We start from the raw sequence: 24421 nt of genomic DNA, 5'->3' as shown, positions 1-24421 counted from the left end.
CGACAAAGCCGACAAAGCCGCGGCCAAGCCGAAAAACACTAACGCTCCACCTTCCCCCCACACGCGGCCGCGATCAGTTGGGCAGCCACCTTCGGCGCGGCGAGCACGGGCCCTGAACCGGCGCGGTAAGTCTGACTCGCCGCGTACACGCCCTCTATCAACAGCGCCAGCGAATTGGCAAGCATCTCGGGATCGTCGGCAGCGGCTGCCGTCGCGAGTTCTGTCAGACGGGCCAGCAGCCGCTCCTTGTTGCGAAACACGAATTGCCGGGCGGCGTGTTCGGTGTCGGCGAACTCCACCGCGACATTCACAAAGGGACAGCCCCGGTAGCCTTCCAGCGATGCCCGCGCGGCCAGGTCGTCGAAATATTGCTGCAGTTGACGCTTCGGGTCGGCGGGATGTTTGGCGAAACTTTTCTCGACGTAGCCAAAAAACTGCGCGTCCTTGTGCTCCAGATACGCCATGACCAGATCGTCTTTCGACGAAAACTGGCGGTACAGGCTCATTTTATTGACGCCGGCGCGCTCGACCACCGCATCCACGCCGACCGCGCGCACCCCTTCGCGGTAGAACAGCTCGGCCGCGGCGCGCAGCAGATGCTGCTGCGCTTCCGGCCCGGATGTATGCGCGCCGCGCGCGCGCCGGCTGGCCGGTGCGGACCTTGACGCAGCCCGCGAGCCGGCGCGCCTGGACGTTTCGCTTTCAGACATTAACAACCCCTGATTTCCATCGAATCTGATCGACGTCTTGACATGTTACCGATCGGTAACTAGCATCGCAACACTCATTGTGACTGATCTGTCACAAGTCCTTTACGGAAACGGTAATAGTATGAACGGCACGGGTGCTCGCATCCAACAAGAGGAGAGCCGATGAACTGGGCAGCAAAATTGATAGGCAGGCGCTTTCACTACGGCTGGTTGACGGTCGCCGTCGTGTTTCTGGTGTTGCTTGCGGCGGCCGGCACGCGCGCCACGCCGAGTGTGATGATGGTGCCGCTCGAGCACCAGTTCGGCTGGAGCCGGGCGACCATTTCTCTCGCAATCTCGGTGAACATCGCCCTTTACGGTCTGATGGGGCCGTTCGCGGCGGCGGCCATGCAGCGTTTCGGCGTGCGGCCGACGTTGCTCGTCGCGTTGGGCACCATGGCGGCGGGCGTCGCGCTGTCGTCGCTGATGACGCAGCCTTGGCAGATGATCCTCGTCTGGGGCGTGATGGTTGGCGGCGCAACGGGCGTCGCGGCGCTGTCCTTGTCGGCGACCGTGGTAACGCGCTGGTTCACCACGCATCGCGGGCTCGTCATGGGCATTCTCACGGCGAGTTCGGCGACCGGCCAGCTGGTGTTTCTGCCAATGCTCGCGGCCATCGCCGAGCATTACGGCTGGCGTCAGGTGGTATGGGTGGTTGCGGCGGCCGCTGCGGTCGTCCTGCCGCTGGTGGCGTTCCTGCTGCCCGAGCGCCCGGCGGACGTGCAACTGCGTCCGTACGGCGAAGCGCACGACGCGCCCCTGGCGCCCACCGCCACGAAGCAGAATCCACTTGCCATTGCATTCGGTACGCTCGCCATGGCGAGCAAGACGCGCGATTTCTGGCTGCTGTTCTTCAGCTTCTTTATCTGCGGCGCGAGCACGAACGGTTACGTGGGCACCCATCTGATAGCGATGTGCGGCGACTACGGCATGACGGAAGTGCAGGGCGCGTCGCTGCTCGCGGCGATGGGTATCTTCGATCTGTTCGGCACGACGCTCTCCGGCTGGCTGTCGGACCGCTTCAACAGCCGCGTGCTGCTGTTCTGGTATTACGGATTGCGCGGCCTGTCGCTGATGTATCTGCCGCACGCGTTCGGCATCGACTTCTTCGGGCTGCCGCTGTTCGCCGTGTTCTATGGGCTCGACTGGATCGCCACGGTGCCGCCGACCGTGCGTCTTGCCACGGACGTCTACGGCAAGGAGTCCGCGCCGGTCGTGTTCGGCTGGGTGGTGGCCGGGCACCAACTGGGTGCCGCGTTCGCGGCGCTTGGCGCGGGCATGCTGCGCGCGAGCCTCGGCACCTACACGGTGGCGTCGATGATTTCTGGCGGCCTGTGCCTCGTTGCGGCGGTGATCGTTCTGCGGATCAACCGGCCCGCCAAGGTGCCGGAGCCGCAAGCCATCTAGCGCGAGGCCGGGAAAGACGCGCAGCAATAGCGCTCGCGTCTTTCCACACTACGCACAAATGAACCGCGGGCTTCGCACAGCAGGCACGCCGAACCTTGGGTATGCTATGTGACCCCGGGCAGTCGCCCGCGATCACGAATTTCCACCGAGAGAAGAGCATGACCCAGAAACCTGCCCCAACCGAAGTTGCCATTCACGATCTGATTGCCGGCCGCTGGAGCCCGCGCGCCTATTCGAGCGAGCCGGTTAGCCGCGAGAATCTGCACGCCGTGCTGGAGGCGGCACGCTGGGCGCCGTCGTCGTATAACGCACAGCCGTGGCGCTTTATCGTGTTTGACCGCAGCGTCGATGAAGTCGCATTCAAGCAGGCGTTCGCTACCCTCGTGCCGTTCAACCAGGGCTGGAATGCGCCCGCGCCCGTGCTGATCGCCGTGACTACCCAAACGCGCACGGCCAAGGGCGAAGTGAACCGCTGTGCGCAATACGACGCCGGCGCCGCCGCGATGGCGCTGGTGTTGCAGGCGCATGCACTCGGCCTCGCCGCGCATCAGATGAGCGGTTTCGACCAGAACGCGTTGCGCACGGCTTTCGACCTGCCGAACGACGTCGAACCCATCGCAATGATTTCGCTCGGTCATTACGGCGACGTCGACAAGCTCGACCCGGTTCTGCGCGAGCGCGAGAAGTCGGCGCGCCAGCGTCTGCCGCTGGCGGAAATTGCATACGGCGGGGGCTGGAAGAAGGCGTTGTAAGCGGCTTCGAGCTGGCGCATGCCGGCAGCAGGACGCGCGGCGCAGCGAAGCGGCCGCGCGTTTTTGTTTGGGCGCGTCAAAGCAGGTCGTCGTCGGCCACGCTCGAAAGCGGTGCGGCCACATGCTCCAGGGACTTGCGCTCCGCGTCCACGCCCCAGATCGCCGCGATCACCGCTGCCGCGAGCATCAGCGCGGAGCCGACCAGATAGCCCGAAAACACCTCGCTGCGCTGATGCGTGTCAATCAGCCGTCCGAAGAATGCGGGTCCGGCGATTCCGCCCAGCGCCGTGCCGAACGCGTAGAACACGGCGATGGCGAGCGCGCGGATTTCGAGCGGAAACGATTCGCTCACCGTGAGGTAAGCCGAACTCGCCGCGGCTGACGCGAAGAAGAAAATCACCATCCACGCGACCGTCTGCGTAACAACGGTCAACATGTGCTGCTGGAACAGATAGCCGCTTGCCGTCAGCAGGATGGCCGACATGCCGTAAGTCGACGCGATCATCTTGCGCCGCCCGATCACGTCGAAAAGACGGCCCAGTAAGAGCGGACCCAGAAAATTGCCGAGCGCGAAAGGCAGCAGATACCAGCCGATGTGCTCGCCAGGCACGCCATAAAAATCCGTCAGCACCAGCGCGTAGGTAAAGAAAATCGCGTTGTAGAAAAACGCCTGCGCGGTCATCAGCGAAAGGCCTACCAGCGCGCGCCGCCGGTGCAGATTGAAAAGCGTATGGAACACCTCGCGCAGCGGCGTGTGTTCGCGCGCCCGCAGACGCAGACGCGTGAGGCCGTCGGCAGATAGCACGTGGCCTTCGCTGCGAAAGCGCGTTTCGATTCCTTCAACTATTGCCCGTGCGTCGCGCTCGCCGCCGTGAGTGAGCAGCCAGCGCGGGCTTTCAGGCACCCAGATGCGCATGGGCAGCACGGTCAAGGCGAGCACCGCGCCAATGAAAAAGCACGCGCGCCAGCCCCAGTCGCCCGGCAGCAGATTCGGATTGAGCAGGATGAGCGAGCCCGCCGCGCCCAGCCCCGCGCCGACCCAGAACGTGCCGTTGATCGCGAGGTCGATCCAGCCGCGCACGCGAGGCGGCGTGAACTCCTGGATCGTCGAGTTGATCGCCGTGTATTCGCCGCCGATGCCCGCGCCGGTCAGAAAGCGGAACAATAGAAAGCTGGCCAGATTCCACGACGCGGCGGTCGCGGCGGTGGCGGCCAGATAGAGCGCGAGCGTGATGAAGAAGAGCTTGCGCCGGCCGAGCCGGTCGGTGAGCCAGCCGAAACCGAGCGCGCCGAGCACCGCACCGGCAATGTAGGCGCTGCCGGCGAGCCCCACCTCCGCGTTGGTGAACCGCAGCGTCGGGCTCGACTTCAACGCGCTCGCGACCGCACCGGCGAGCGTCACTTCCAGTCCGTCGAGCAGCCAGGTCACGCCCAGCGCGACGACAATCAGCGTGTGAAAGCGTCCCCAAGGCAGGCGGTCGAGCCGCGACGGCAAGTCGGTTTCGACGATCCCGGCAGTGTTTCGCTCGACGTCGGCGGCAGGCGGCGCGCTCATTGCTGGTGGTCTCCTGAGTCGTTGGAATGCGGGGCTCGAATAGCCCACGCCAGCAAGTTGCGTACCGCAGCGGCAGCGCTTCCTTTGCGTTCCGCCGCTCGATTGGCAAGTTGATGCTGGTCCGGCTTTCGTGATACAAAGCCGCTCCCCCTACCTGAGCGCGCCAGCCGTGAGCGGCGATTCCTGCCATGACCTATTGCGCGATTGACTTCGGTACTTCCAACTCCGCCGTCGCCGTTCCAGACGGCGTGGCGCTCAAGCTCGCACCGGTCGAAGGTGCCTACACGACGCTGCCGACGTCGGTGTTTTTCAACACCGACGAAGACACCCGCGAGTTCGGGCGCGCGGCGCTCGCCGCCTATATCGACGGTTTCGACGGCCGGCTGATGCGTTCGATGAAAAGCATTCTCGGCTCGCCGCTCGCCGAAAATTCGACCGATCTCGGCGACGGCACCGCAATCAGGTACACAGACGTCATCGCGATTTTCCTAGACCATCTGAAGCGTTCCGCCGAAAAAAGCGCGGGGGCGCCGATTGAGCGGGCGGTGCTGGGTCGCCCGGTTTTTTTCGTCGACGACGACCCGCGCGCCGATCAGATGGCGCAAAAACAGCTTGAAACAGCGGCGCGCGCGGTGGGATTGCGCGACGTTCGCTTCCAGTACGAGCCGATCGCGGCCGCTTTCGACTACGAATCGCGCCTGACGCAGGAGGGGCTCGTGCTGGTTGCCGACATCGGCGGCGGCACGTCGGACTTCTCGCTGGTGCGAGTCGGGCCCGAGCGGATGCAGCGCGTCGAGCGCAAGGACGACGTGCTGGCTCATCACGGCGTGCACGTCGCCGGAACCGACTTCGACCGCCGCGTAGAACTCGCGACCATCCTGCGCGAACTCGGTTATCAGTCGCTCGATCCCGAAGGCCGTGAAATTCCCAACCGGGTGTATTTCGACCTCGCGACCTGGCATCTGATCAACACCGTCTATGCGCCGAAGCGCGTGAGTGAACTCGCCTTGATGCGCCATTTGTTCACCGAGGTCAAGCACCACGACCGGCTGATGCGCGTGGTCGAGCGACGCCTCGGCCATGCGCTCGCGGCGCACGCGGAAGAGGCGAAGATTGGCGTCGCCGCGGGCGGCGAGACGGTGATCGATCTTGACGAAGTGGAAGACGATCTGCGCCTTGCATTCGACGAGGCGCAGCTCGTCGAGGCGGGACAGGAAGAGACGCGCCGCATCGTGGCCGCCGCGCGCGACACGGTGCGCGCAGCCGGCGTTCCAATTGGCGACGTGAGCGCGATTTACTTCACGGGCGGCTCGACCGGCCTCGCGTTTCTCTCTGGCGCGCTGGCAGCGGCATTTCCGGATGCGGAAGCGGTTTTCGGCGATCGGCTCGCCAGTGTGGCGACGGGACTCGGCATTCACGCGCGGCGCGTATTCGGATAAGTGCCACTTATCGCTCGCGTACTGCGAAGTTAATCACGGCGCGCAGTGTCAACGGATAAAAAAACCCCGCCGAGGCGGGGTTTTTTGCGTCCAGAAGGAAGCAGCGTAGCGCTTACACCGGCTTGATGTTAGCTGCTTGCTTGCCCTTCGGGCCCGTCTTCACTTCAAACGTGACCTTTTGGTTCTCTTGCAGCGTCTTGAAGCCTTCCGTACGGATTTCCGAGAAATGCGCGAACAGATCTTCGCCGCCGCCGTCCGGGGTGATGAAGCCAAAGCCCTTTGCGTCATTGAACCACTTGACGGTACCGGTTTCCATATTACTTGTTCCTAAAGATGGTGAATAAGGCCGAAGCCCAATGGGTGCATGAAAATCAAGGAAGGGGGTAATGGGACCAACCGGAGTACCGTTGATGGGCGAACTACGAAAGACCAATTCACTCGCCGCTTGAAATCCTGCCCGAACGTTATACGGCGATTTCAGGAGAAGGTCAACACTCGACCCTCAACTTTACAAAAATTCGCGATAGCGCCCCAAAAAGTTGCTTACAAAGCTTGCGGAGAGAGCTGTTTTTTTGCTAGGGAGAACCCTTATTTCGCCGCAGGGGGCGGGTGCAACCGTTAAACTACGCGCCCGCGGCGGTTGCACCAGCAGCGCTAACCGCCGCGCATGCATGCGCGTCACCCGTTTTAGCGCCGTAAGCGCACGTCCCGGGGTCTCGCATGGGTTCTGAAACAGGAGAAGACGTGAAAAGTTCTATACAACGGAACATCGGGCCGTTCGCACTTATGCTGACCGGCCTAGGTTCGATTATCGGCTCCGGCTGGCTGTTCGGCGCGTGGAAGGCCGCGAAAATCGCGGGTCCGGCGTCGATCTGCGCGTGGATCATCGGTGCGGTGGTGATTCTCGCCATTGCGCTGACCTACGCGGAGCTGGGCGCGATGTTCCCGGAATCGGGCGGCATGGTGCGCTACGCGCGCTATTCGCACGGCGCACTGGTGGGCTTCATCAGCGCATGGGCCAACTGGATCGCCATCGTTTCCGTGATTCCGATCGAGGCTGAGGCATCCATTCAATACATGAGCACGTGGGAGTATCCTTGGGCGCATGAGTTGTTTGTCCACGAAGCGCTAACCACCAACGGGCTGCTCCTCGCAGCGGCCCTCGTGATCATTTACTTCCTGCTGAACTATTGGGGCGTGAAGCTGTTCGCGCGCGCTAATTCGGCGATCACGATCTTCAAGTTCCTGATTCCGGGCGCGACGATCCTGGGCCTGATGCTGACCGGTTTTCACAAGGAAAACTTCGGCGAAGTGAGCACCTTCGCACCGTACGGCTGGTCGGCTGTGCTGACTGCGGTCGCGACGAGCGGCATCGTGTTTGCGTTCAACGGCTTCCAGAGCCCGATCAACCTGGCCGGCGAGGCACGCAATCCGGCGAAGAGCGTGCCGTTCGCGGTAATCGGCTCGATTCTGCTCGCGCTCGTCATCTACGTGCTGCTGCAGGTCGCGTACATCGGCGCGGTGAGCCCGAGCGACGTGATGAAGGGCTGGAGCCACTTCAACTTCGCTTCGCCGTTCGCAGAACTGGCCGTCGCGCTGAACCTGAACTGGCTGGCAATTCTGCTTTACATCGACGCCTTCGTGAGCCCGAGCGGCACCGGCACGACCTACATGGCGACCACCACGCGCATGATCTACGCAATGGAGCGCAACAACACCATGCCGAAGATTTTCGGCAGCGTGCATCCGTTCTACGGCGTGCCGCGCCCGGCCATGTGGTTCAACCTGCTGGTTTCGTTCATCTTCCTGTTCTTTTTCCGCGGATGGAGCTCGCTCGCAGCCGTTATTTCGGTCGCGACCGTGATCTCGTATTTGACCGGCCCGATCAGTCTGATGGCGCTGCGCCGCGCGGCGACGGACCTCGAGCGTCCGCTGCATATTCCGGGCATGCAGGTGATCGCGCCGTTCGCGTTCGTGTGCGCGTCGCTTATCCTGTATTGGGCCAAATGGCCGCTGACAGGTGAAATCATTCTGCTGATGGTTGTCGCGCTGCCGGTGTACTTCTACTTCCAGGCCAAGTCGGGCTTCGGCGGCTGGGGCCGCGACCTGAAGGCCGCATGGTGGCTGGTCGCCTATCTGCCGGTGATGGCGCTCCTGTCGCTGATCGGCAGCAAGGAATTCGGCGGCCACGGGCTGCTGCCGTACGGCTGGGACATGCTGGTGGTGATCGCGTTCTCGCTCGTCTTCTATTACTGGGGTGTTCATAGCGGCTACCGCTCCGAGTATCTGGACGAGCGTCAGACGCACGACGAAGTTCTCGAGGGTATGGGCGCGCATTGAGGCGCCCGCGGGCCGGGTCATGACACCTGGCCGCATGCTGAAAAGCCCGCCTGAGCGCTTGCTCAGGCGGGCTTTTTGTTTGCGATTGAGCAGAATGCCGGTCGGCGCTCAGGCGTTGCCGAACACGTAGTTGGTCATCGCGAGCGCACGCTGATAAGTGCCTAGCGATTGAATTGCCAGCGAGTAATCGTCGTCGGCGGCGCCGAGGGCCGCGAAGACCGGCAGCAGATGCTCGTCGGTTGGGTGCATCAGCACCGCATGCGGCGCCTGGCGGCGATAGTCGAGCAGCGCGTCGATGTCGCGCGCGGCAAGCTTTGCTTCAAACCAGTCGGTGAATTCGGCGACGCGCGGATCGGCATCTTCGGGCCGCGCGGAAAAATCCGCGGCGCGCAGGTTGTGCGTGATCTGGCCCGAGCCGATTACCATCACGCCTTCGTCACTTAACGAGCGCAGCGCGCGGCCGACGCGAAAATGATGCTCCGCGTCGAGGTGAGGCTGAATCGACAACTGTGCGACGGGCACGTCGGCATCGGGAAACATCAGCAGCATCGGCACCCACGCGCCGTGATCGAGCCCGTGCGGCTGCGCGTCTGCGTGCAGGCCGCTGTCACGGAGCAGCACGGCTGCACGCCGCGCGACATCGGGCGCGCCCGGCGCTGGATACCGGATCTCATAGAGCTGACGCGGAAACCCGTAAAAGTCGTGGATGGTCTCGGGCTCCGCGGATGTGCTGGCGACAGGCTGAGCGGTGCCCCAATGTGCCGAAAGCATGAGGACGGCCTCGGGACGCGGCAAGTTCGCGCTCAGCGCCGCGAATTCGGCGGACGGCAGCGACGGGTCAATCGGCAGCGTCGGCGCGCCGTGGGAAAGGAAAAGCGAAGGCAAGCGGTTCATGGCAGCGACGCGCCCGTGAGGCACGATCGGAAGTTCGGTTGCTGCCACTATAGAGTCGCACCGCTGTTTGATAAACGGGCTAAAGCGGAATTGATTGTCTTCCGACAGTTGGTAATCTCGGCCGTGGGGCGGACTCGTTCAGCGCTGCCAGTGGCGCTGCCCACAGGCTCGCACGGCCACCGCTAGCCTTCCGCACCGCGCAGCCCGGACCACGCCGGGGACAGTGCCGGGCCGAGCGCGAACAGATCGAGCACGCGCGCGACCGTGTGGTCGACCATCTCGTCGATGCTGGTCGGCTGGTTGTAAAAAGCAGGCAGAGGCGGAAAAATCACGCCGCCCATTTCGGTCACCGCTGTCATATTGCGCAAATGCGCGAGGTTCAGCGGCGTTTCGCGCACGAGCAGCACGAGCCGGCGGCGCTCCTTGAGCGTGACATCGGCGGCCCGGGTGATGAGGTTGTCGGCGAAACCGTGCGCAATGCTGGCGAGCGTCTTCATCGAACACGGCGCGACGATCATGCCGTCGGTCGCGAAGGAACCCGATGCGATGCTCGCGCCGACGTCGCGCACCGAATGCACGACGTCCGCGAGCGGATGCACGTCTTCTTTACCGAGCTTGAGTTCGTGCTGGATGTTGAGCCAGCCGGCGCTGGAAATCAGCAGGTGACTTTCGACGCCGCCCAGCTTGCGCAGCGTCTGCAGCAAACGGATGCCGTAAATGGCGCCGGTCGCGCCTGTTATCGCGACAATCAGACGGCGTGGCGCCGCAGCGCGTGTTTCCATGGCGGGCGGCGCCTTACGGTGTTCAGCAAGCAGCTATGCGGGGGACGATCAGGCCGCAGCAAACAGCTGCTGAAGTTCGCCGGATTCGTACATTTCCATCATGATGTCCGAGCCGCCGACGAATTCGCCCTTCACATAAAGCTGCGGAATGGTCGGCCAGTTCGAGAACTGCTTGATGCCCTGGCGGACTTCGTCGTCTTCCAGCACGTTGACCGTCTTGAAGTCCGACACGTTGCAGGCCTTCAGGATCTGGATGGCGCGGCCCGAGAAGCCGCACATCGGGAACTGGGCGTTGCCCTTCATGAAGAGCACGACGTTGTTTTCGTCGACGATTTGCTTGATGCGTTGTTGCGTATCCATGACTGACCTTGCGGTTCCGTATGTGTAGGGAATAAGCTGAAATGATAGCGGATTTCGCTCGCATCGGCCGGCGGACGGTTTGTTGATCCGCTAGCTTGGACTGTTGCCGGGCGGGCGGGTGTCTGGCAGCCAGGTGGCGTGTCGGCGCGCGTGCTCAGCCGGCGAGCCGCCCGCCGCTGATGCGTTCTATGCCGGCAAGGTCGCGCTTGGATCCGACGTCAGCGAAACCTTGCGCTGTCAGAAGTGCGCGGACCGCTTGCGCCTGATCGTAGCCGTGCTCCATCCACAGCACGCCCTGAGGGGCAAGTCGCGCAGGCGCGCCGGCCACGATCGCACGGATTGCGCTGAGGCCGTCGGCTTCGTCGGTGAGGGCGCCGCGCGGCTCATAGCGCAAATCGCCTTGCGTGAGATGCGGATCGCCGCTCGCAATGTACGGCGGGTTGCTGACTATTACGTCAAAGCGCAGCGTGCTCTCCAGCGAGCCGTACCAGTCGCTTTGCATGAACGTCACGGCGTCGCCGGGCCGCTTCGCGTCGAGCAGGCGGGCGGCGTTGCGCGCGGCGACGTCGAGTGCTTCCGCCGAACGGTCCAGTGCGCTGACTCGCGCGTCCGGTCGCATGGCCGCGATGGCCACCGCAATCGCGCCCGTGCCGGTGCCCAGATCGAGCACGCGCGGGCGCGCGAGATTTTCCATTGCCGCGAGTGCCGTTTCGACCAGCAATTCGGTCTCCGGCCGCGGAATCAGCACATGCGGCGTGACCTCGAATTCAAGCCCGAAGAACTCGCGCACGCCCACCAGTTGCGCCACCGGCTCGCCTGCCACGCGCCTTGCCTGCAACGCGAGATAGCGCTCGACACAGGCGCTCTCGAGCGCTTCGTCCGCGCGCGTAATCAACTGCGTTTGCCGCCAGCCGAGCACATGCGTGAGCAGAATCCGCGCTTCGAGCGGCGGCAGCGGCGACGCGCGCAACAATGCGGCGGGCGTGGCCGCCTGGTCGCGATCGGCCGGCGTGGACGGGGTCATCGGCGCTTAATCCGCGTCGCCGAGCGACGCCAGCAACTCGGCCTGATGTTCGGTGACGAGCGCCCCGATCAGCTCGTCGAGGTCGCCGTCCATAATGGCGTCGAGACGATACAGCGTCAGATTGATCCGGTGGTCTGTCAGACGCCCTTGCGGGAAGTTGTAGGTGCGAATCCGCTCCGAGCGGTCGCCGGAGCCGATCAGACTCTTGCGCGTCGCGGCTTCCTTCGCCTGTTGCTCGTGCGACTGCTTGTCCTTGATGCGCGCTGCGAGCACCTTCAGCGCACGGTCCTTGTTCTTGTGCTGCGAGCGGTCGTCCTGACATTCGACGACAATGCCCGTCGGCAAATGCGTCACCCGCACCGCCGAATCCGTCTTGTTGATGTGCTGGCCGCCCGCGCCCGATGCGCGGAACGTGTCGATGCGCAGATCGGCCGGATTGATTTCGACTTCGCCGATTTCGTCGGCCTCCGGCATGACCGCCACCGTGCAGGCGGACGTGTGAATGCGGCCTTGCGTTTCGGTTGCCGGCACTCGCTGCACGCGATGTCCGCCGGACTCGAACTTCAGCTTCGAATACGCGGCTTCGCCGGCGATTCGCACGATCACTTCCTTATAGCCGCCCAGGTCCGATTCGCTCGCCGACATCATCTCGACTTGCCAGCGGTTGCGCTCGGCATAGCGCAGGTACATGCGCAGCAGGTCGCCGGCAAAGAGGGCGGACTCGTCGCCGCCCGTGCCGGCGCGAATTTCGAGGAAGATGTTGCGGTCGTCGTTGGGATCTTTCGGCAGCAGCATGGTCTGCAGTTCGCCGCCGAGCTGTTCCATGCGCTCACGCGCGGCGCGAATTTCCTCTTCCGCGAACTCGCGCATGGACGCGTCCGCCAGCAGTTCCTGCGCGGTCGCGGCGTCGTGCATGGCCTGACGCCAAAGCGCGTATTGTTCGACTACGGGGCCGAGCTCGGCGTGTTCACGCGTGAGCTTGCGATATTGGTCGCGGTTCGACGTGATGTCCTCTCGGCTCAGCAGGTCGTTCAGTTCGGCCAGCCGCGTAGTCAGCTGGTCGAGCTTGTGTTGCATGCTCGTTTTCATCGGGCGGGTATCGGAGCGGACTCCGGCAAGGACGGCAACCAGAAAAATGGGCGGATGCCCGGGACAGAAGCATGTGGCGGACCACTGCGCGGCCGCGGCGGGCGGCGCAAACAGGCGGCGCGGGCGCCGCTAACGCTCCGTGGAACCGGAGTGTTTATAGAAGCCGCCCAGCAGTTCGATGAGCGTGTCACGGTTCTCGCCGCTCGCGCGGTTCAGCGCATGGGTGGGACCGTGGATCAGCTTGTTGGTGAGCGCTTGCGAGAGCGCTTCGATGACGGCGGCCGGATCGTCGCCGCGCGCGAGCATTTTCTGCGCGCGTTCGACCTCGGCCCGGCGTAGCACGTCGGCTTGCGTGTGCATATGGCGGATCACGGGCACGATGCTGCGCGCATCGAGCCACTGCATGAAATTCTGCACGCGCGTTTCGATAATCGCTTCGGCCTGCGCCACCGCGGCCTGGCGCGACGCATTGCCTTCGCGGACAATCGCGCCGAGGTCGTCGACGGTATACAGAAACACGTCTTCCAGCTTGCCGACTTCAGGTTCGATGTCGCGCGGCACGGCCAGGTCGACCATGAATATGGGCCGATGGCGGCGCGCCTTGACCGCGCGCTCGACCGCGCCCAGACCGATGATCGGCAACGTGGACGCCGTGCACGACACGATGATGTCGAACTCGTGCATGCGCGCGGGCAGCTCCGACAGCGGAATGGCGCGACCGTTGAACCGTTCGGCGAGGCGCATGCCGCGCTCCGCGGTGCGGTTGGCGACCACCAGTTCGCGCGGTTGCTGCGCGGCGAAGTGGGTGGCGCAGAGTTCGATCATTTCGCCCGCGCCGATGAACAGCACGCGCTGGTTCGATACCTTGTCGAAAATTCGCTGCGCGAGCCGCACGGCGGCGGCTGCCATGGAAACGGACTGGGCGCCGATTTCGGTCGTGCTGCGCACTTCTTTCGCGACGGCGAAAGTGCGCTGGAACAACTGGTTCAGATAGGTGCCGAGGGCGCCTGCTTCCGACGCGGTGCGCACCGCGTCCTTCATTTGTCCGACGATTTGCGTCTCGCCCAGCACCATCGAATCCAGACCGGAGGCGACGCGAAACGCGTGGCGCACGGCCTCGGACTGCGGCAGCGCATAGACGTGCGGCGCGAGTTCGCCGACCGGCAGGTTGTGGTACCGCGAAAACCACTGGATGGCGGCTTCGCGCGCGGCGTCTTCATCTGTCGCGCAATAGAGTTCCGTGCGGTTGCAGGTGGAAAGAATCGCCGCTTCAGGCGCCGAGCGGGCGGTGGTGCCGAGCCAGACGCTTTTGAAGGTGTCCAGTGCAGGCTTGATCTGTTCGAGCGGAAACGCCACGCGTTCGCGCAAGGCGACAGGCGCAGTGTGGTGATTGATTCCGATCGTTAGAAGCTGCATGCTGAGGGGCTATGGTTTAGCCCCATATTATAGCGTTTCCTCGATTCTTACATTGCCGCGCTCGCGCAACTGCGCTTATGCCGGGCATCAGGCCGAGGAGACGGCAGCTTCCGTGGAGAATGCGTCCAGGCGATATCCGTACCCGTACAACGGTGCAAGCGAATAGCCGTTCTCCGGACGCAATTCGAGCTTGGAGCGCACGCGCGACGCGTGAGTGTCCACGGTGCGCGACCTTACGTCGCGGCGGCGCGCCCACACCGTTTCCATGATGTGCGCGCGGGACACCGGCCGCGAGAGGTTGCTGAACAGCAGCAGCGCGAAGCGGAATTCCTTTGGCGTGAGCGCGACCGTTCGGTCCCGGAACGTGACGGCGAAGTTCGCGGCGTCGAATGCATAGCCGCGGATCACGTCGTGCCGGCGGTTGGCCGGCCGGCGCAGGGCGGCGCGCCGCAGCAGCGCGTCCACTCGGGCGAGCATCTCGGGGCCGCGCACCGGTTTGGTCAGACAGTCGTCGGCGCCCGCGTGAAGCGCCGTGACGATCTGGCTTTCGCGCGGCTCGGACATCATCACGATGACAGGCAGGCTCGGCAGCACGGCGCGGGCGCGCGCGATCACGTCTTCGGCAGAATGGTCGCCGGCCCAGTTTTCGGTAATCAGCAGATCGAAGAATTGGTCTGCGGCCTGCGCGAGGAACGGCGCGCTGGTGGTGAAGTGCTGGCAGACGTGGCCGCCGGCAAAAATCAGCCGCGTGACCAGTTTGGCGTGACCCGAGTCCGGCTCGATAAGGGCGATTCGCATGCGCGCGTTCCACTTGACGACGGCCAGGAACCAGGCTTTTCCGTAAGGCTTCCAGCTTGCCTAACCTTACCCCGACCCCTAAACTCAACCGCTGTGCGGAAAGCGCCGTGCTGATCTTTTAAGAAAGAGACAAAAATGCTAGCTGTCGTTGAGCCTCGCGCCCATGAGACAAATCCGAAATTGCGCGAGGCCACCCGCTGATGGGCTGGCCCGGAATCGTTGTGCTGGGCGCGGCAATTGGTCTTGTGGGGTGGTGGTTGCATCCGCTGCGCCGTATGAACCGCTCGGGCCGCGCCCGCTTATGGGTGGCGCTCGGGGCCGGTGTGCTGGGCGCCAGCGTGGCCCACATGGCCGGCAATGTGCTGGGTCTTTTCCACGACGGCGAAACGCTCGAATGGCCTGTATGCACGGCCGTCGCGACAATCGCCGTCGCCGTGACGGTCGGCTTGCTTTCCCGTCGATGAATACTTGCAGGTGACTTCCATGAATGCCCGACTTCCCCAAACCTCATCCATTCCCGAACGGCTGGCCAGTTTGCGCAGCGCGATGGCGCGCGCAGGCGTCGCTGCTTACCTGGTGCCCTCCGCGGATCCGCACTTGTCCGAATATTTGCCGGGGCGCTGGCAAGGGCGGGAATGGCTTTCCGGTTTCACCGGCTCGGCGGGCACGCTCGTCGTCACCGCCGACTTCGCGGGCGTCTGGACAGACAGCCGCTACTGGGAGCAGGCCAACGCGCAACTGGCCGGCAGCGGCGTTCAGCTGATGAAAATGACCGGAGGCCAGCAAACCGCCCCGCATTTCGATTGGCTCGCCGCGAACGTGGCGCCTGGCGGAACTGTCGGCGTGGACGGCGCGGTGCTCGGCGTCGCAGCGGCGCGCGCCCTGACGCAGGCGCTCACGGCGCACGGCGTGAATCTGCGCACCGACCTCGATCTGTTCGAGGCCGTCTGGCCGCAGCGTCCGTCGCTGCCGGATGCCCAGGTGTTCGAACATGCCGCGCCGCATGCAAGCGTCGCGCGTGCGGAAAAGCTTGCGCAGGTTCGCCGGATCATGGCGGAAAAGGGCGCCCAATGGCACTTCATTTCCACGCTCGACGACCTCGCGTGGCTGCTCAATCTGCGCGGTGCCGACGTGAGTTTCAACCCGGTGTTCGTCGCACATGCGCTGATTGGCGAGAGCAGCGCGTCGCTTTTCATTGCCGACGGCAAGGTGCCGCCCGCGCTCGCCGAGGCGCTTGCGCGCGACGGCGTGAGCGTGAAGCCGTATGCGCAGGCAGCGGATGCGCTCGCCGCGTTGCCCGCCGCCAGCACACTGCTGATCGACCCGCGCCGCATCACGTACGGCTCATTGCAGTCGGTGCCGTCGACGGTGAAGGTGGTCGAGGCGGTGAATCCGTCCACTTTCTTCAAGTCGCGCAAGACTGAAGCCGAAGCGCAGCAGGTGCGCGCAACCATGGAGCAGGACGGCGCGGCGCTGGCCGAATTTTTCGCCTGGTTCGAGCATGCTCTAGGCCGCGAAACGATTACCGAGCTGACTGTCGACGAACGTTTGACGGCCGCGCGCGCGCGCCGTCCGGGGTTCGTGTCGCTGAGCTTTGCGACCATTGCCGGCTTCAATGCGAACGGCGCGATGCCGCACTACCGCGCGACTGTTGAATCGCATGCGGTCATCGAAGGCAACGGCCTGTTGCTGATTGACTCCGGCGCACAATATCTCAGCGGCACGACCGACATCACGCGGGTAGTGCCTATCGGCACGATCAGCGATGCGCAGCGGCGCGATTTCACTATCGTGCTGAAGGGCACCATGGCGCTGTCGCGCGCGACGTTTCCGCGCGGCATCCGCTCGCCGATGCTCGACGCGATCGCCCGCGCGCCGATCTGGGAAGCCGGCGCCGATTACGGCCACGGCACCGGCCACGGAGTCGGCTATTTCCTCAACGTGCACGAAGGCCCGCAAGTGATCTCGCACTACGCGCCGGCGGAACCTTGGACGGCAATGGAAGAGGGCATGATCACGTCGGTCGAACCGGGCATCTATCGGCCGGGCAAGTGGGGCGTGCGCATCGAGAATCTGGTGCTGAACGTGCCTGCCGGGCAGACCGAATTCGGCGACTTCCTGAGGTTCGAAACGCTCACGCTGTGCCCGATCGACACGCGCTGCCTCGACCTGTCGCTGCTGCGCGAGGACGAGCGCGCGTGGCTGAACGACTATCACCAGACGGTGCGCACGCGGCTTGCGCCGCATGTTTCCGGCGACGCCCTGGCGTGGCTCGAGCAACGCACACAGCCGGTCTGAGTCCTAACCGCATAACGACGGAGAGCGCATGGCCATCAAGGCAGTCGTGTTCGATTTCGGCGGCGTGCTGATCGACTGGAGTCCCGAGTACCTGTACCGGCAACTCATCCCGGACGAAGCCGAGCGCCGCTGGTTTCTCACCCACGTGTGCTCGATGGATTGGGTCGTGCGCCAGGACGGCGGCCAGCCGATCGTCGAGGCAACCGCCGAACTCGTCGCGCAGTTTCCCGACCACGAAGCCCTGATCCGCGCGTTCTATGAGCGCTGGCACGAAATGGTGGCCGGCGTGCTCGAAGACGGCGTGGCGATCATGGAGAAGCTCGAGGCCGCGCAAGTGCCGCTCTTCGGTCTGACGAACTGGTCGGCCGAGACGTTCCCGTACGCGTGGGAGAACTATCCGGTGCTGCGGCGCTTTCGCGACATTGTCGTCTCCGGGCGCGTGGGCCTCGTGAAGCCCGATCCGGCAATCTTCGCAGCCATGCGCGAGCGGATCGACGCGCACCTGCCGGGCACCCAGCCGTCCGAACTCGTCTTTATCGACGACAACCCGAAGAACGCCGCAGCCGCCACGGCCTTGGGGTGGCACGGCGTGCACCACACGAGCGCCGCTCAAACCGCAGCGCAATTGCGCGCGCTGGGCCTGCCGGTTTGACGCGAAGCGCGCCAGTCGCGCGGTAGCGAGGGGTTCGCGCGAGGTCGTGCAAGTTTGCGCTAACTTGCGCGAGCGGCGTGCACGCGTAGGCTCCACGCATGACGGCTCGCCAGCGGACGCCTGACGCCGCTTGCGCTCACTGTCCAAGCAAATTCTTCAAGGCATTGCCGAGCCCTTTGACGGTCTCGCCCGCGCCTTTCGCCACGCCTTCTACGCTGACACCCAGCGCTTTCGCGAACCCCGCGGCAATGCGCGTCGTCAGCCCCTCCTGCACGGAAAACTTCGGGTCCCGCAAGTTGCCGTCGAGTACGAAGTGCAGCGTGAGATCGCCGTTGCGCGTCTTCAGCGCGGCAACCGCGGCTTTGGTCGGAATGGACATGAACGTGTCGAGCGGATTGCCGGAGTCCGCTAGCTGAAGATGGTGGACCGTTATCCAGCCGGGCGCGTGCAACTGGTAATTGCTCACCGTCGACTGGATGTTCATGTCGAGCGTGCCGCCTGTCACTTGCGCCTTGGCGCCGGCCTTTTTCACCAGGTAAGGATCGAGCATCACCACGTCCACGCCGCGCAGCGTACTGGTGGTCTGCGAGTCCTTGCTGGCAATCCTGATCCATCCGCTGAAGGTGACGGTGCCCGTGTGCGACGGTCCCTTGATCGAGCCTTTCACGTCGACGTTGGTCGGCTCCGTGAGCGCTGGCAGACGGATGTTGTCGACACTCGCGCTGGCGTCGCTCACCGTCACCTTGTAAGCGGGCGGGCCGACCGTCATGTCGTAGAAATGAAAGCGCCCCTGCTCGAAGCTGATGTGGTCGACCTGCTTGTCGCGCGGCATGGAGTTCGCGGATGCGTCGCGCACGTCGTCGTTGGCGCTGCTCACCGATTGACGCAGATTTGGCAACAAACGGATCGTGCCGTTCTGCGTGCGCAGCACTGCCATGTCGAAGCCGCGCACCACCACGCTGCGAATGTGCATACGGTGCGCGAGCAGATCGCGAATGTCCGGCGTGAGAATGATCTCGTCGGCCTTCAATGGATCGCCGGCGGGCCAGCCGGGCGGCGGCTTGAGCAGAACGTTGGTGAGATGGACGGAGGTCAAACCGACGTCGATGCTTTGCGCGCTGCCGAGCGGCCCGAGCGCAGCCACCACGCGCGCTTTCACTTCGCGCTGCGCGTAGAGCAGCAGACCGAAGGCAATGACGACGAGCACCACCAGCACGCTGCCTGCGGCAACGACCCAGCGTTGGCTTCTCGACATCGCCATGCTTGTCACCTTGTCGTCTTGTCGCCGCCATGCGCGGCGTGGCTGTGATGAGTTGCGCGCCGCACGCGCGCCGTGCGGACGACGTATAGCACGCGCAGGACAGCAATGCGTGTGCCGTGTCGCGATGGCGCCGTCCTCTGGCGGTTAGGGAGGGTATGACGTGGCCGTGAAGAGTGGCTGCGCATCTCGCGAAGTCAAGGCGGCCGCCTGAGATGCGTGAAAAGAATGACTGGATGGCAAACAGCCCGTTCGTCTTGCGGCGAGCGGGCTGTTTCGGAGGCTGCCTTCGAGGCCAGCTTGCAGGGCGAATTCTAAGCGTGCTTCTGCGATGGCTTCCAAGCCTGCTTCCAGGCCCGCTTCTGTGCTGCCGAAGCCGCGAACCTTACCGGGTAATCGGCTTGTACCGCAGACGCTTCGGTCGTGCAGCTTCCTCGCCAAGGCGAGCGCGCTTGTCCGCTTCGTACTCCTGGTAATTGCCGTCGAAGAACGTGACTTGTGAATCGCCTTCAAAGGCGAGAATGTGCGTCGCGATCCGGTCGAGGAACCAGCGGTCGTGCGAGATCACCATGACCGAGCCGGCGAACTCGAGCAGTGCGTCTTCGAGCGCGCGCAGCGTTTCCACGTCGAGGTCGTTCGACGGTTCGTCGAGCAGCAGCACGTTGCCGCCCGCAATCAGCGTTTTCGCCAGATGCAGGCGCCCGCGCTCGCCGCCGGACAGATTGCCGACGATCTTCTGCTGGTCGCCGCCCTTGAAGTTGAAGCGCCCAATGTACGCACGCGACGGCGTCTCGTACTTGCCGACCGTCAGCACGTCCGCACCGCCGGAAATTTCCTCGAACACGGTCTTGGACGGGTCGAGCGCATCGCGGCTCTGGTCGACGTAAGCGAGCTTCACCGTCGGTCCGATTACGATCTCGCCCGAATCAGGCTGTTCGCGGCCGGTCAGCATGCGGAACAGCGTCGACTTACCCGCGCCGTTCGGACCGATGATGCCGACAATCGCGCCGGCCGGCACCTTGAAGCTGACGTTGTCGAGCAGCAGCCGGTCGCCATAAGATTTGCTGACGTTCTTGAACTCGATCACTTCATTGCCGAGGCGGTCGCCGACCGGAATGAAGATTTCCTGAGTTTCGTTGCGCTTCTGGTAGTCCTGGCTGTTCAGTTCCTCGAAACGCGCGATACGCGCTTTCGACTTCGCCTGACGGCCCTTGGGGTTCTGGCGCACCCATTCCAGTTCTTTCTTGATCGCCTTCTGACGCGCCGACTCGGACGCTTCCTCCTGCTTCAAACGCTCTTCTTTCTGATCGAGCCAACTGCTGTAATTGCCCTTCCAGGGAATGCCGTGGCCGCGGTCCAGTTCGAGAATCCACTCGGCGGCGTTATCGAGGAAATAGCGGTCGTGAGTTACCGCGACGACGGTGCCCGGAAAGCGCGTGAGGAACTGCTCGAGCCAGTCGACCGACTCCGCGTCCAGGTGGTTGGTCGGCTCATCCAGCAGCAACATGTCGGGCTTTTCGAGCAGCAGCTTGCACAGGGCGACGCGGCGCTTTTCGCCGCCCGACAGATGCTCGATCTTCGCGTCCCAGGCGGGCAGGCGCAGCGCGTCGGCGGCAATTTCGATCTGCTGTTCGGCGCTGCCGCCGTCGGTCGTCGCGAGAATCGCTTCGTACTTGGCCTGCTCCGCGGCGAGCGCGTCGAAGTCGGCGTCCGGTTCTGCGTAGGCCGCATAGATTTCGTCGAGCTTCTTCTGCGCGTTGAACACGTCGCCAAGACCTTCCGCGACGGTTTCGCGCACCGTCTTGTTCGGGTCGAGTTGCGGCTCCTGCGGCAGATAGCCGATGTTCAGATTGGGCATCGGCGTGGCTTCGCCTTCGATGTCCTTGTCCACCCCCGCCATGATGCGGATCAGCGTGGACTTGCCCGAGCCGTTCAGGCCGAGCAGGCCGATCTTCGCGCCGGGGAAAAACGACAGCGAGATGTCCTTCAGGATTTGACGCTTGGGCGGCACGATCTTGCCGACCCGGTTCATGGTGAAGACGTATTGGGCCATTTTGCTGTGTGCTTGGTAGACGTTGACGACGCCGGCCGCGTTGGGGCGGGCAGTCGTGGGTGGATGGGTAAGCGGTGTCATGCCGGGGCGAAGTGCCCGGCGCCGGCCGGCGCGGCGTGGAACGCGGTTTGGCGCGACGACGCCCGCGCGGGCCGGGTGCAGATTGCATTGTACTTCGACGTGACCGCGCCGCGGCAGGGCGCGCGCGGTGTCAGCTTGCGCGCGGAACTCGCGACATTACAGCCAACTCGCTACGCCGCCATGCCGCGAGCACGTTCCGCCATGGTGCCGGCTGAAACTGTAGGTGCCGTCCCGGCAACGGGCCGTCGCGCCTTCGGGCGCTTTGCCTGACGTCGAGCGGGCCGGTGCATGCACCGTGTTGCCGTCGCGATTGGTATAGGTGTTGTGATTGCTCAAGTCGGCCTCGTCGGGCGTCGTGCCAGGCGCGACGTAGGCGAACGCCGACGACGCACTGAACGTCAGCGCGAGCAACAGCGTTACTGCAACGCGGGCTCCGCTGCGCAAGGTTCCAAGGCCAGGGCTGTGCATGGTGTCGGTACGTCGTTGTGGTTGTTTTTGTCGTTGTCGTTCTTGTTCGTAAGCCGGCGTTCAGTTCACCCGCTGCCCGCTCGCCGGATCGAAGAAGTGCAGATGGCGCGCGGGCAGCGCGACCTGCAACGCGTCGCCGGCCGCCGGCCGGTGCGCGTGCGGTAGACGCACTGTCACATCGTGATTGCCCCAGCGCCCGTGCGCGAGATTGTCCGCGCCGAGCAGCTCGCACGAATCGACGCTGAGGGTGGCGTGCGGCGCATTGGTCTCGCCGGGGCTCATGTGCTCGGGGCGAATGCCGAGCGTCCACTCGCGGCCCCTGGCCACTTCGCGGCCAATCGACGCTACGCCCGCGAGCGGCAGTTGCGGACCGTTGCCGGCCACGTCGAAGGTGGAACCGTCGTCGGACACACGGCCTTGCAGCAGATTCATGCCCGGCGAGCCGATGAAGCCCGCGACGAACACGGTCGCCGGCCGCTCGTACACTTCGGTCGGGGCGCCGATCTGCTCCGCGTGGCCCTTGTTCATCACGATCACGCGCTGCGCCAGCGTCATGGCTTCGATCTGATCGTGCGTCACATACAGGCTCGTGGTGGCGAGGCGCGCATGCAGGCGCTGAATCTCGAGTCGCATTTGCACGCGCAGACGCGCGTCGAGGTTGGAGAGCGGTTCGTCAAACAGAAACACGGCCGGTTCGCGCACGATTGCACGGCCCATTGCCACGCGCTGACGCTGTCCGCCGGACAGCTCGCGCGGTTTGCGCTGCAACAGTGCCTGCAATTCGAGAATCTGCGCGGCGGCGTTCACGCGCTGCGCGATCTGAGCCCGGTCCACGCCCGCGATTTTCAGCGCGTAGCCCATGTTTTCGGCCACGCTCATGTGCGGATAGAGCGCGTAGTTCTGAAACACCATCGCGATGTTGCGGTCCTTCGGCTCGAGTTCGTTCACCACCTTGCCCGCAATCGAAATGCTGCCCTCGGAAATGCGCTCGAGCCCCGCGACCATTCGCAGCAACGTGGATTTGCCGCAACCCGAGGGCCCGACCATGACGACGAACTCGCCGTCGTTCACGTCGACGTCGATGCCGTGCAACACGAACTGTTTGCCGTCGTAGGTTTTTTTAACGCCTTGCAGTGTCAGTGCAGCCATGCGGTTGTAGCCCTTCGTTTGCGTGTCTTTTTACGATTGGTATGCGCTCTGTTCGCGCGTGCTGCGCGCGGCGCGGATTATTTCTCTGCGTCGACGAGGCCGCGCACGAACCAGCGTTGCATCGTGAGCACGACCGCGAGCGGCGGCAGCATCGCGAGCAGCGTCGCGGTCATGACCAGGTGCCATTGCGTTGCCGTATCGCCCGAGGCAATCATGCTCTTGATACCGACCACCGCTGTTGTCAGCGACTGCTGGCTCGTAATCAGAATCGGCCACAAATACTGATTCCAGCCGTAGATAAAGGTGATGACGAAGAGCGCCGCCATGTTCGTCTTCGAGAGCGGCAAGACCACGTCCCAGAAAAAACGCATTGGACCCGCGCCGTCGATGCGCGCCGCTTCCATCAATTCGTCGGGCAGCGTCATGAAGAACTGGCGAAACAGGAACGTGGCGGTGGCCGAAGCAATCAGCGGCAACGTCAATCCGCTATATGTATTGCTCAAATGCATCGACGACACCACTTGCACGGTCGGGAAAATCCGCACTTCGACCGGCAGCATAAGCGTGATGAAGATGAGCCAGAACGACAGGTTGCGAAACGGAAAGCGGAAGAACACGATCGCGTAAGCCGAGATCATCGACACCGCAATCTTGCCGATCGAGATGGCAAGCGCCATGACGAGGCTGTTGACCAGCATGCGGCCGAACGGTGCAGCCGCGTTGCCGCTGCCTTGTGTCCACACGGTCGCGATGTTGTCGAACAGATGCGAAGCGGGCACGAGCGAAAGCGGCACGGTGAACACCTCACGCTCGCTCATGGTGGCCGCGCAGAACGCGACGTACACGGGAAACACCACCAGCGCGACGCCCAGAATCAGCACTGCGTGGCAGAAAAGGTCGAAACCGCGGCGGTTCTCGATCATGAGTATTGAACCCTGCGTTCGATGAAGCGGAATTGCACGACCGTCAACGCAACGACGATCACCATCAGAACCACGGATTGCGCGCCCGAGCTGCCGATGTCCAGCCCCTGGAAACCTTCGGCGAAAATCTTGTAGATCAGTGTGCGGGTCGATTGCGCGGGTCCGCCGCCGGTCGCGGCGTCGATTACCGGGAAGGTGTCGAAAAACGCATACGTGATGTTGATGACGAGCAGAAAGAAGCTGGTCGGCGACAGCAATGGCAGCGCAATGCCAAAGAAGCGGCGCACGGGACCGGCGCCGTCGATGGCCGCCGCTTCGATCAGCGAGCGCGGAATGGCCTGCAGGCCCGCGTAGAAGAACAGGAAGTTATAGCTGACCTGCTTCCACACCGAGGCGAGCACGACGAGAAACATCGCCTGTCCCGCATTCAACGCGTGATTCCACACCACGCCGTACTTGGCGAGCGCAAACGTGACGAGCCCGATGCTCGGGTTGAACAGAAACGACCACAGCACGGCGGCAATGGCGGGCGCGACCGCATACGGCCAGATGAGGAGCGTCTGATAAGCCTTCGCGCCGCGCGTCACGCGGTCTGCGCAAACGGCGAGCAGCAGCGAGATCGCGAGGCCAGACACGGTGACGAGCGCGCAGAAAACAATCGTCGTGGTGAACGACGACAGATAGAGCGGATCGGCGAATAGTTGCCTGAAGTTCGCGAGCCCGACAAATTCACTCGACGTGCCGAACGCGTCCTGGGTTTGCGTGGATTGCCACAGCGCTTCGCCGGCGGGCCACAGGAAGAACAGCGCTGTGATCGCCAGTTGGGGCGCGACGAGCAGATAGGGCAGCAGGCTGGTGCCGAAGCGGGAGCGCTTTTCCATCGAGCAATCTCAAGAGTGTGGCTGCAAACAGGATGCTGCGCGAGAGGTTGCCG

23 protein-coding genes are annotated in these 24421 nt (G+C 63.9%); 7 read left to right on the top strand and 16 right to left on the bottom strand.

Annotation, left to right across the window (positions count from 1 at the left end; translation table 11 throughout):
- Positions 1-38 precede the first annotated feature (38 nt).
- On the bottom strand, positions 39-710 hold the full coding sequence (locus F757_RS0119815; RefSeq protein ID WP_027212919.1) for a TetR/AcrR family transcriptional regulator: 672 nt from the start codon (positions 708-710) through the stop codon (positions 39-41).
- Between the two features lie 162 nt (positions 711-872).
- Here F757_RS0119815 and F757_RS0119810 point away from each other — a divergent pair, with 162 nt between their 5' ends.
- On the top strand, positions 873-2156 hold the full coding sequence (locus F757_RS0119810; protein WP_027212918.1) for an MFS transporter: 1284 nt from the start codon (positions 873-875) through the stop codon (positions 2154-2156).
- Between the two features lie 158 nt (positions 2157-2314).
- Positions 2315-2908 (top strand): nitroreductase family protein, encoded by a 594-nt coding sequence (locus F757_RS0119805; RefSeq protein ID WP_027212917.1) that lies wholly within the window; start codon positions 2315-2317, stop codon positions 2906-2908.
- Between the two features lie 76 nt (positions 2909-2984).
- Here F757_RS0119805 and F757_RS0119800 read toward each other — a convergent pair whose 3' ends face one another.
- Positions 2985-4463: an MFS transporter gene (locus tag F757_RS0119800; protein WP_027212916.1), complete on the bottom strand. Its 1479-nt coding sequence runs from the start codon at positions 4461-4463 to the stop codon at positions 2985-2987.
- Between the two features lie 188 nt (positions 4464-4651).
- Between F757_RS0119800 and F757_RS0119795 the strand changes: the two genes are divergently transcribed.
- Positions 4652-5902, top strand: a complete 1251-nt coding sequence (locus F757_RS0119795; RefSeq protein WP_027212915.1) for an Hsp70 family protein — start codon at positions 4652-4654, stop codon at positions 5900-5902.
- Between the two features lie 112 nt (positions 5903-6014).
- Here the strand turns inward: F757_RS0119795 and F757_RS0119790 are convergent, their stop codons facing one another.
- Complete coding sequence (locus F757_RS0119790) at positions 6015-6218, bottom strand: cold-shock protein (protein WP_007180251.1); 204 nt, start codon at positions 6216-6218, stop codon at positions 6015-6017.
- 428 nt (positions 6219-6646) lie between these two features.
- Here F757_RS0119790 and F757_RS0119785 point away from each other — a divergent pair, with 428 nt between their 5' ends.
- Complete coding sequence (locus F757_RS0119785; RefSeq protein ID WP_027212914.1) at positions 6647-8242, top strand: APC family permease; 1596 nt, start codon at positions 6647-6649, stop codon at positions 8240-8242.
- A 108-nt stretch (positions 8243-8350) separates the two neighbouring features.
- On the opposite strand, the gene F757_RS0119780 is transcribed toward F757_RS0119785, so the two are convergent.
- From F757_RS0119780 to F757_RS0119750, 7 genes are all read right to left on the bottom strand, one after another.
- Positions 8351-9136: a DODA-type extradiol aromatic ring-opening family dioxygenase gene (locus F757_RS0119780; protein ID WP_027212913.1), complete on the bottom strand. Its 786-nt coding sequence runs from the start codon at positions 9134-9136 to the stop codon at positions 8351-8353.
- Positions 9137-9318: 182 nt separating this feature from the next.
- The gene (locus F757_RS0119775) at positions 9319-9918 is read right to left on the bottom strand and encodes a UbiX family flavin prenyltransferase (protein WP_027212912.1); all 600 of its coding nucleotides are present in this window, start codon (positions 9916-9918) and stop codon (positions 9319-9321) included.
- Positions 9919-9966: 48 nt separating this feature from the next.
- A complete protein-coding gene (gene grxD / locus F757_RS0119770; RefSeq protein ID WP_027212911.1) occupies positions 9967-10278 on the bottom strand; it encodes a Grx4 family monothiol glutaredoxin in 312 nt (103 codons plus the stop codon).
- A 154-nt stretch (positions 10279-10432) separates the two neighbouring features.
- Positions 10433-11302, bottom strand: a complete 870-nt coding sequence (prmC, locus tag F757_RS0119765; protein WP_027212910.1) for a peptide chain release factor N(5)-glutamine methyltransferase — start codon at positions 11300-11302, stop codon at positions 10433-10435.
- Positions 11303-11308: 6 nt separating this feature from the next.
- Positions 11309-12391: a peptide chain release factor 1 gene (gene prfA, locus F757_RS0119760; RefSeq protein ID WP_027212909.1), complete on the bottom strand. Its 1083-nt coding sequence runs from the start codon at positions 12389-12391 to the stop codon at positions 11309-11311.
- Between the two features lie 129 nt (positions 12392-12520).
- Entirely contained in the window at positions 12521-13807 is a 1287-nt protein-coding gene (gene hemA, locus F757_RS0119755) for a glutamyl-tRNA reductase (RefSeq protein ID WP_027212908.1), read from the bottom strand.
- A gap of 87 nt (positions 13808-13894) precedes the next feature.
- The gene (locus F757_RS0119750) at positions 13895-14605 is read right to left on the bottom strand and encodes a response regulator transcription factor (RefSeq protein WP_027212907.1); all 711 of its coding nucleotides are present in this window, start codon (positions 14603-14605) and stop codon (positions 13895-13897) included.
- A 200-nt stretch (positions 14606-14805) separates the two neighbouring features.
- On the opposite strand from F757_RS0119750, the gene F757_RS0119745 reads away from it, so the two are divergent.
- From F757_RS0119745 to F757_RS0119735, 3 genes are read left to right on the top strand one after another with little or no spacing between them, the layout of a single operon-like run.
- Positions 14806-15069 carry a hypothetical protein gene (locus tag F757_RS0119745; RefSeq protein WP_027212906.1) on the top strand — a complete coding sequence of 88 codons (264 nt, stop codon included), beginning with the start codon at positions 14806-14808 and terminating at the stop codon, positions 15067-15069.
- 19 nt (positions 15070-15088) lie between these two features.
- Complete coding sequence (locus F757_RS0119740; protein ID WP_027212905.1) at positions 15089-16903, top strand: aminopeptidase P family protein; 1815 nt, start codon at positions 15089-15091, stop codon at positions 16901-16903.
- A gap of 28 nt (positions 16904-16931) precedes the next feature.
- The gene (locus F757_RS0119735) at positions 16932-17555 is read left to right on the top strand and encodes an HAD family hydrolase (protein ID WP_027212904.1); all 624 of its coding nucleotides are present in this window, start codon (positions 16932-16934) and stop codon (positions 17553-17555) included.
- Between the two features lie 136 nt (positions 17556-17691).
- Here F757_RS0119735 and F757_RS0119730 read toward each other — a convergent pair whose 3' ends face one another.
- From F757_RS0119730 to ugpA, 6 genes are all read right to left on the bottom strand, one after another.
- Positions 17692-18816 (bottom strand): DUF748 domain-containing protein, encoded by a 1125-nt coding sequence (locus tag F757_RS0119730; RefSeq protein ID WP_027212903.1) that lies wholly within the window; start codon positions 18814-18816, stop codon positions 17692-17694.
- 382 nt (positions 18817-19198) lie between these two features.
- Positions 19199-20866, bottom strand: a complete 1668-nt coding sequence (gene ettA, locus F757_RS0119725) for an energy-dependent translational throttle protein EttA (protein WP_027212902.1) — start codon at positions 20864-20866, stop codon at positions 19199-19201.
- A gap of 237 nt (positions 20867-21103) precedes the next feature.
- Entirely contained in the window at positions 21104-21415 is a 312-nt protein-coding gene (locus F757_RS0119720; protein ID WP_027212901.1) for a DUF3761 domain-containing protein, read from the bottom strand.
- Positions 21416-21475: 60 nt separating this feature from the next.
- Positions 21476-22564, bottom strand: a complete 1089-nt coding sequence (locus F757_RS0119715; RefSeq protein ID WP_027212900.1) for a sn-glycerol-3-phosphate import ATP-binding protein UgpC — start codon at positions 22562-22564, stop codon at positions 21476-21478.
- A 77-nt stretch (positions 22565-22641) separates the two neighbouring features.
- Positions 22642-23487 carry a sn-glycerol-3-phosphate ABC transporter permease UgpE gene (gene ugpE, locus F757_RS0119710; protein WP_027212899.1) on the bottom strand — a complete coding sequence of 282 codons (846 nt, stop codon included), beginning with the start codon at positions 23485-23487 and terminating at the stop codon, positions 22642-22644.
- Entirely contained in the window at positions 23484-24368 is an 885-nt protein-coding gene (ugpA, locus tag F757_RS0119705; RefSeq protein ID WP_027212898.1) for a sn-glycerol-3-phosphate ABC transporter permease UgpA, read from the bottom strand. Before ugpA ends, ugpE begins: the two co-directional genes overlap by 4 nt.
- Between the last annotated feature and the right edge of the window lie 53 nt (positions 24369-24421).

It is taken from the genome of Burkholderia sp. WSM2232, from assembly GCF_000472545.1.
Classification (GTDB): Bacteria; Pseudomonadota; Gammaproteobacteria; order Burkholderiales; family Burkholderiaceae; genus Paraburkholderia.
The sequence above is the reverse complement of the archived record's forward strand: the minus strand, read 5'-3'. Positions and strand labels throughout refer to the sequence as shown.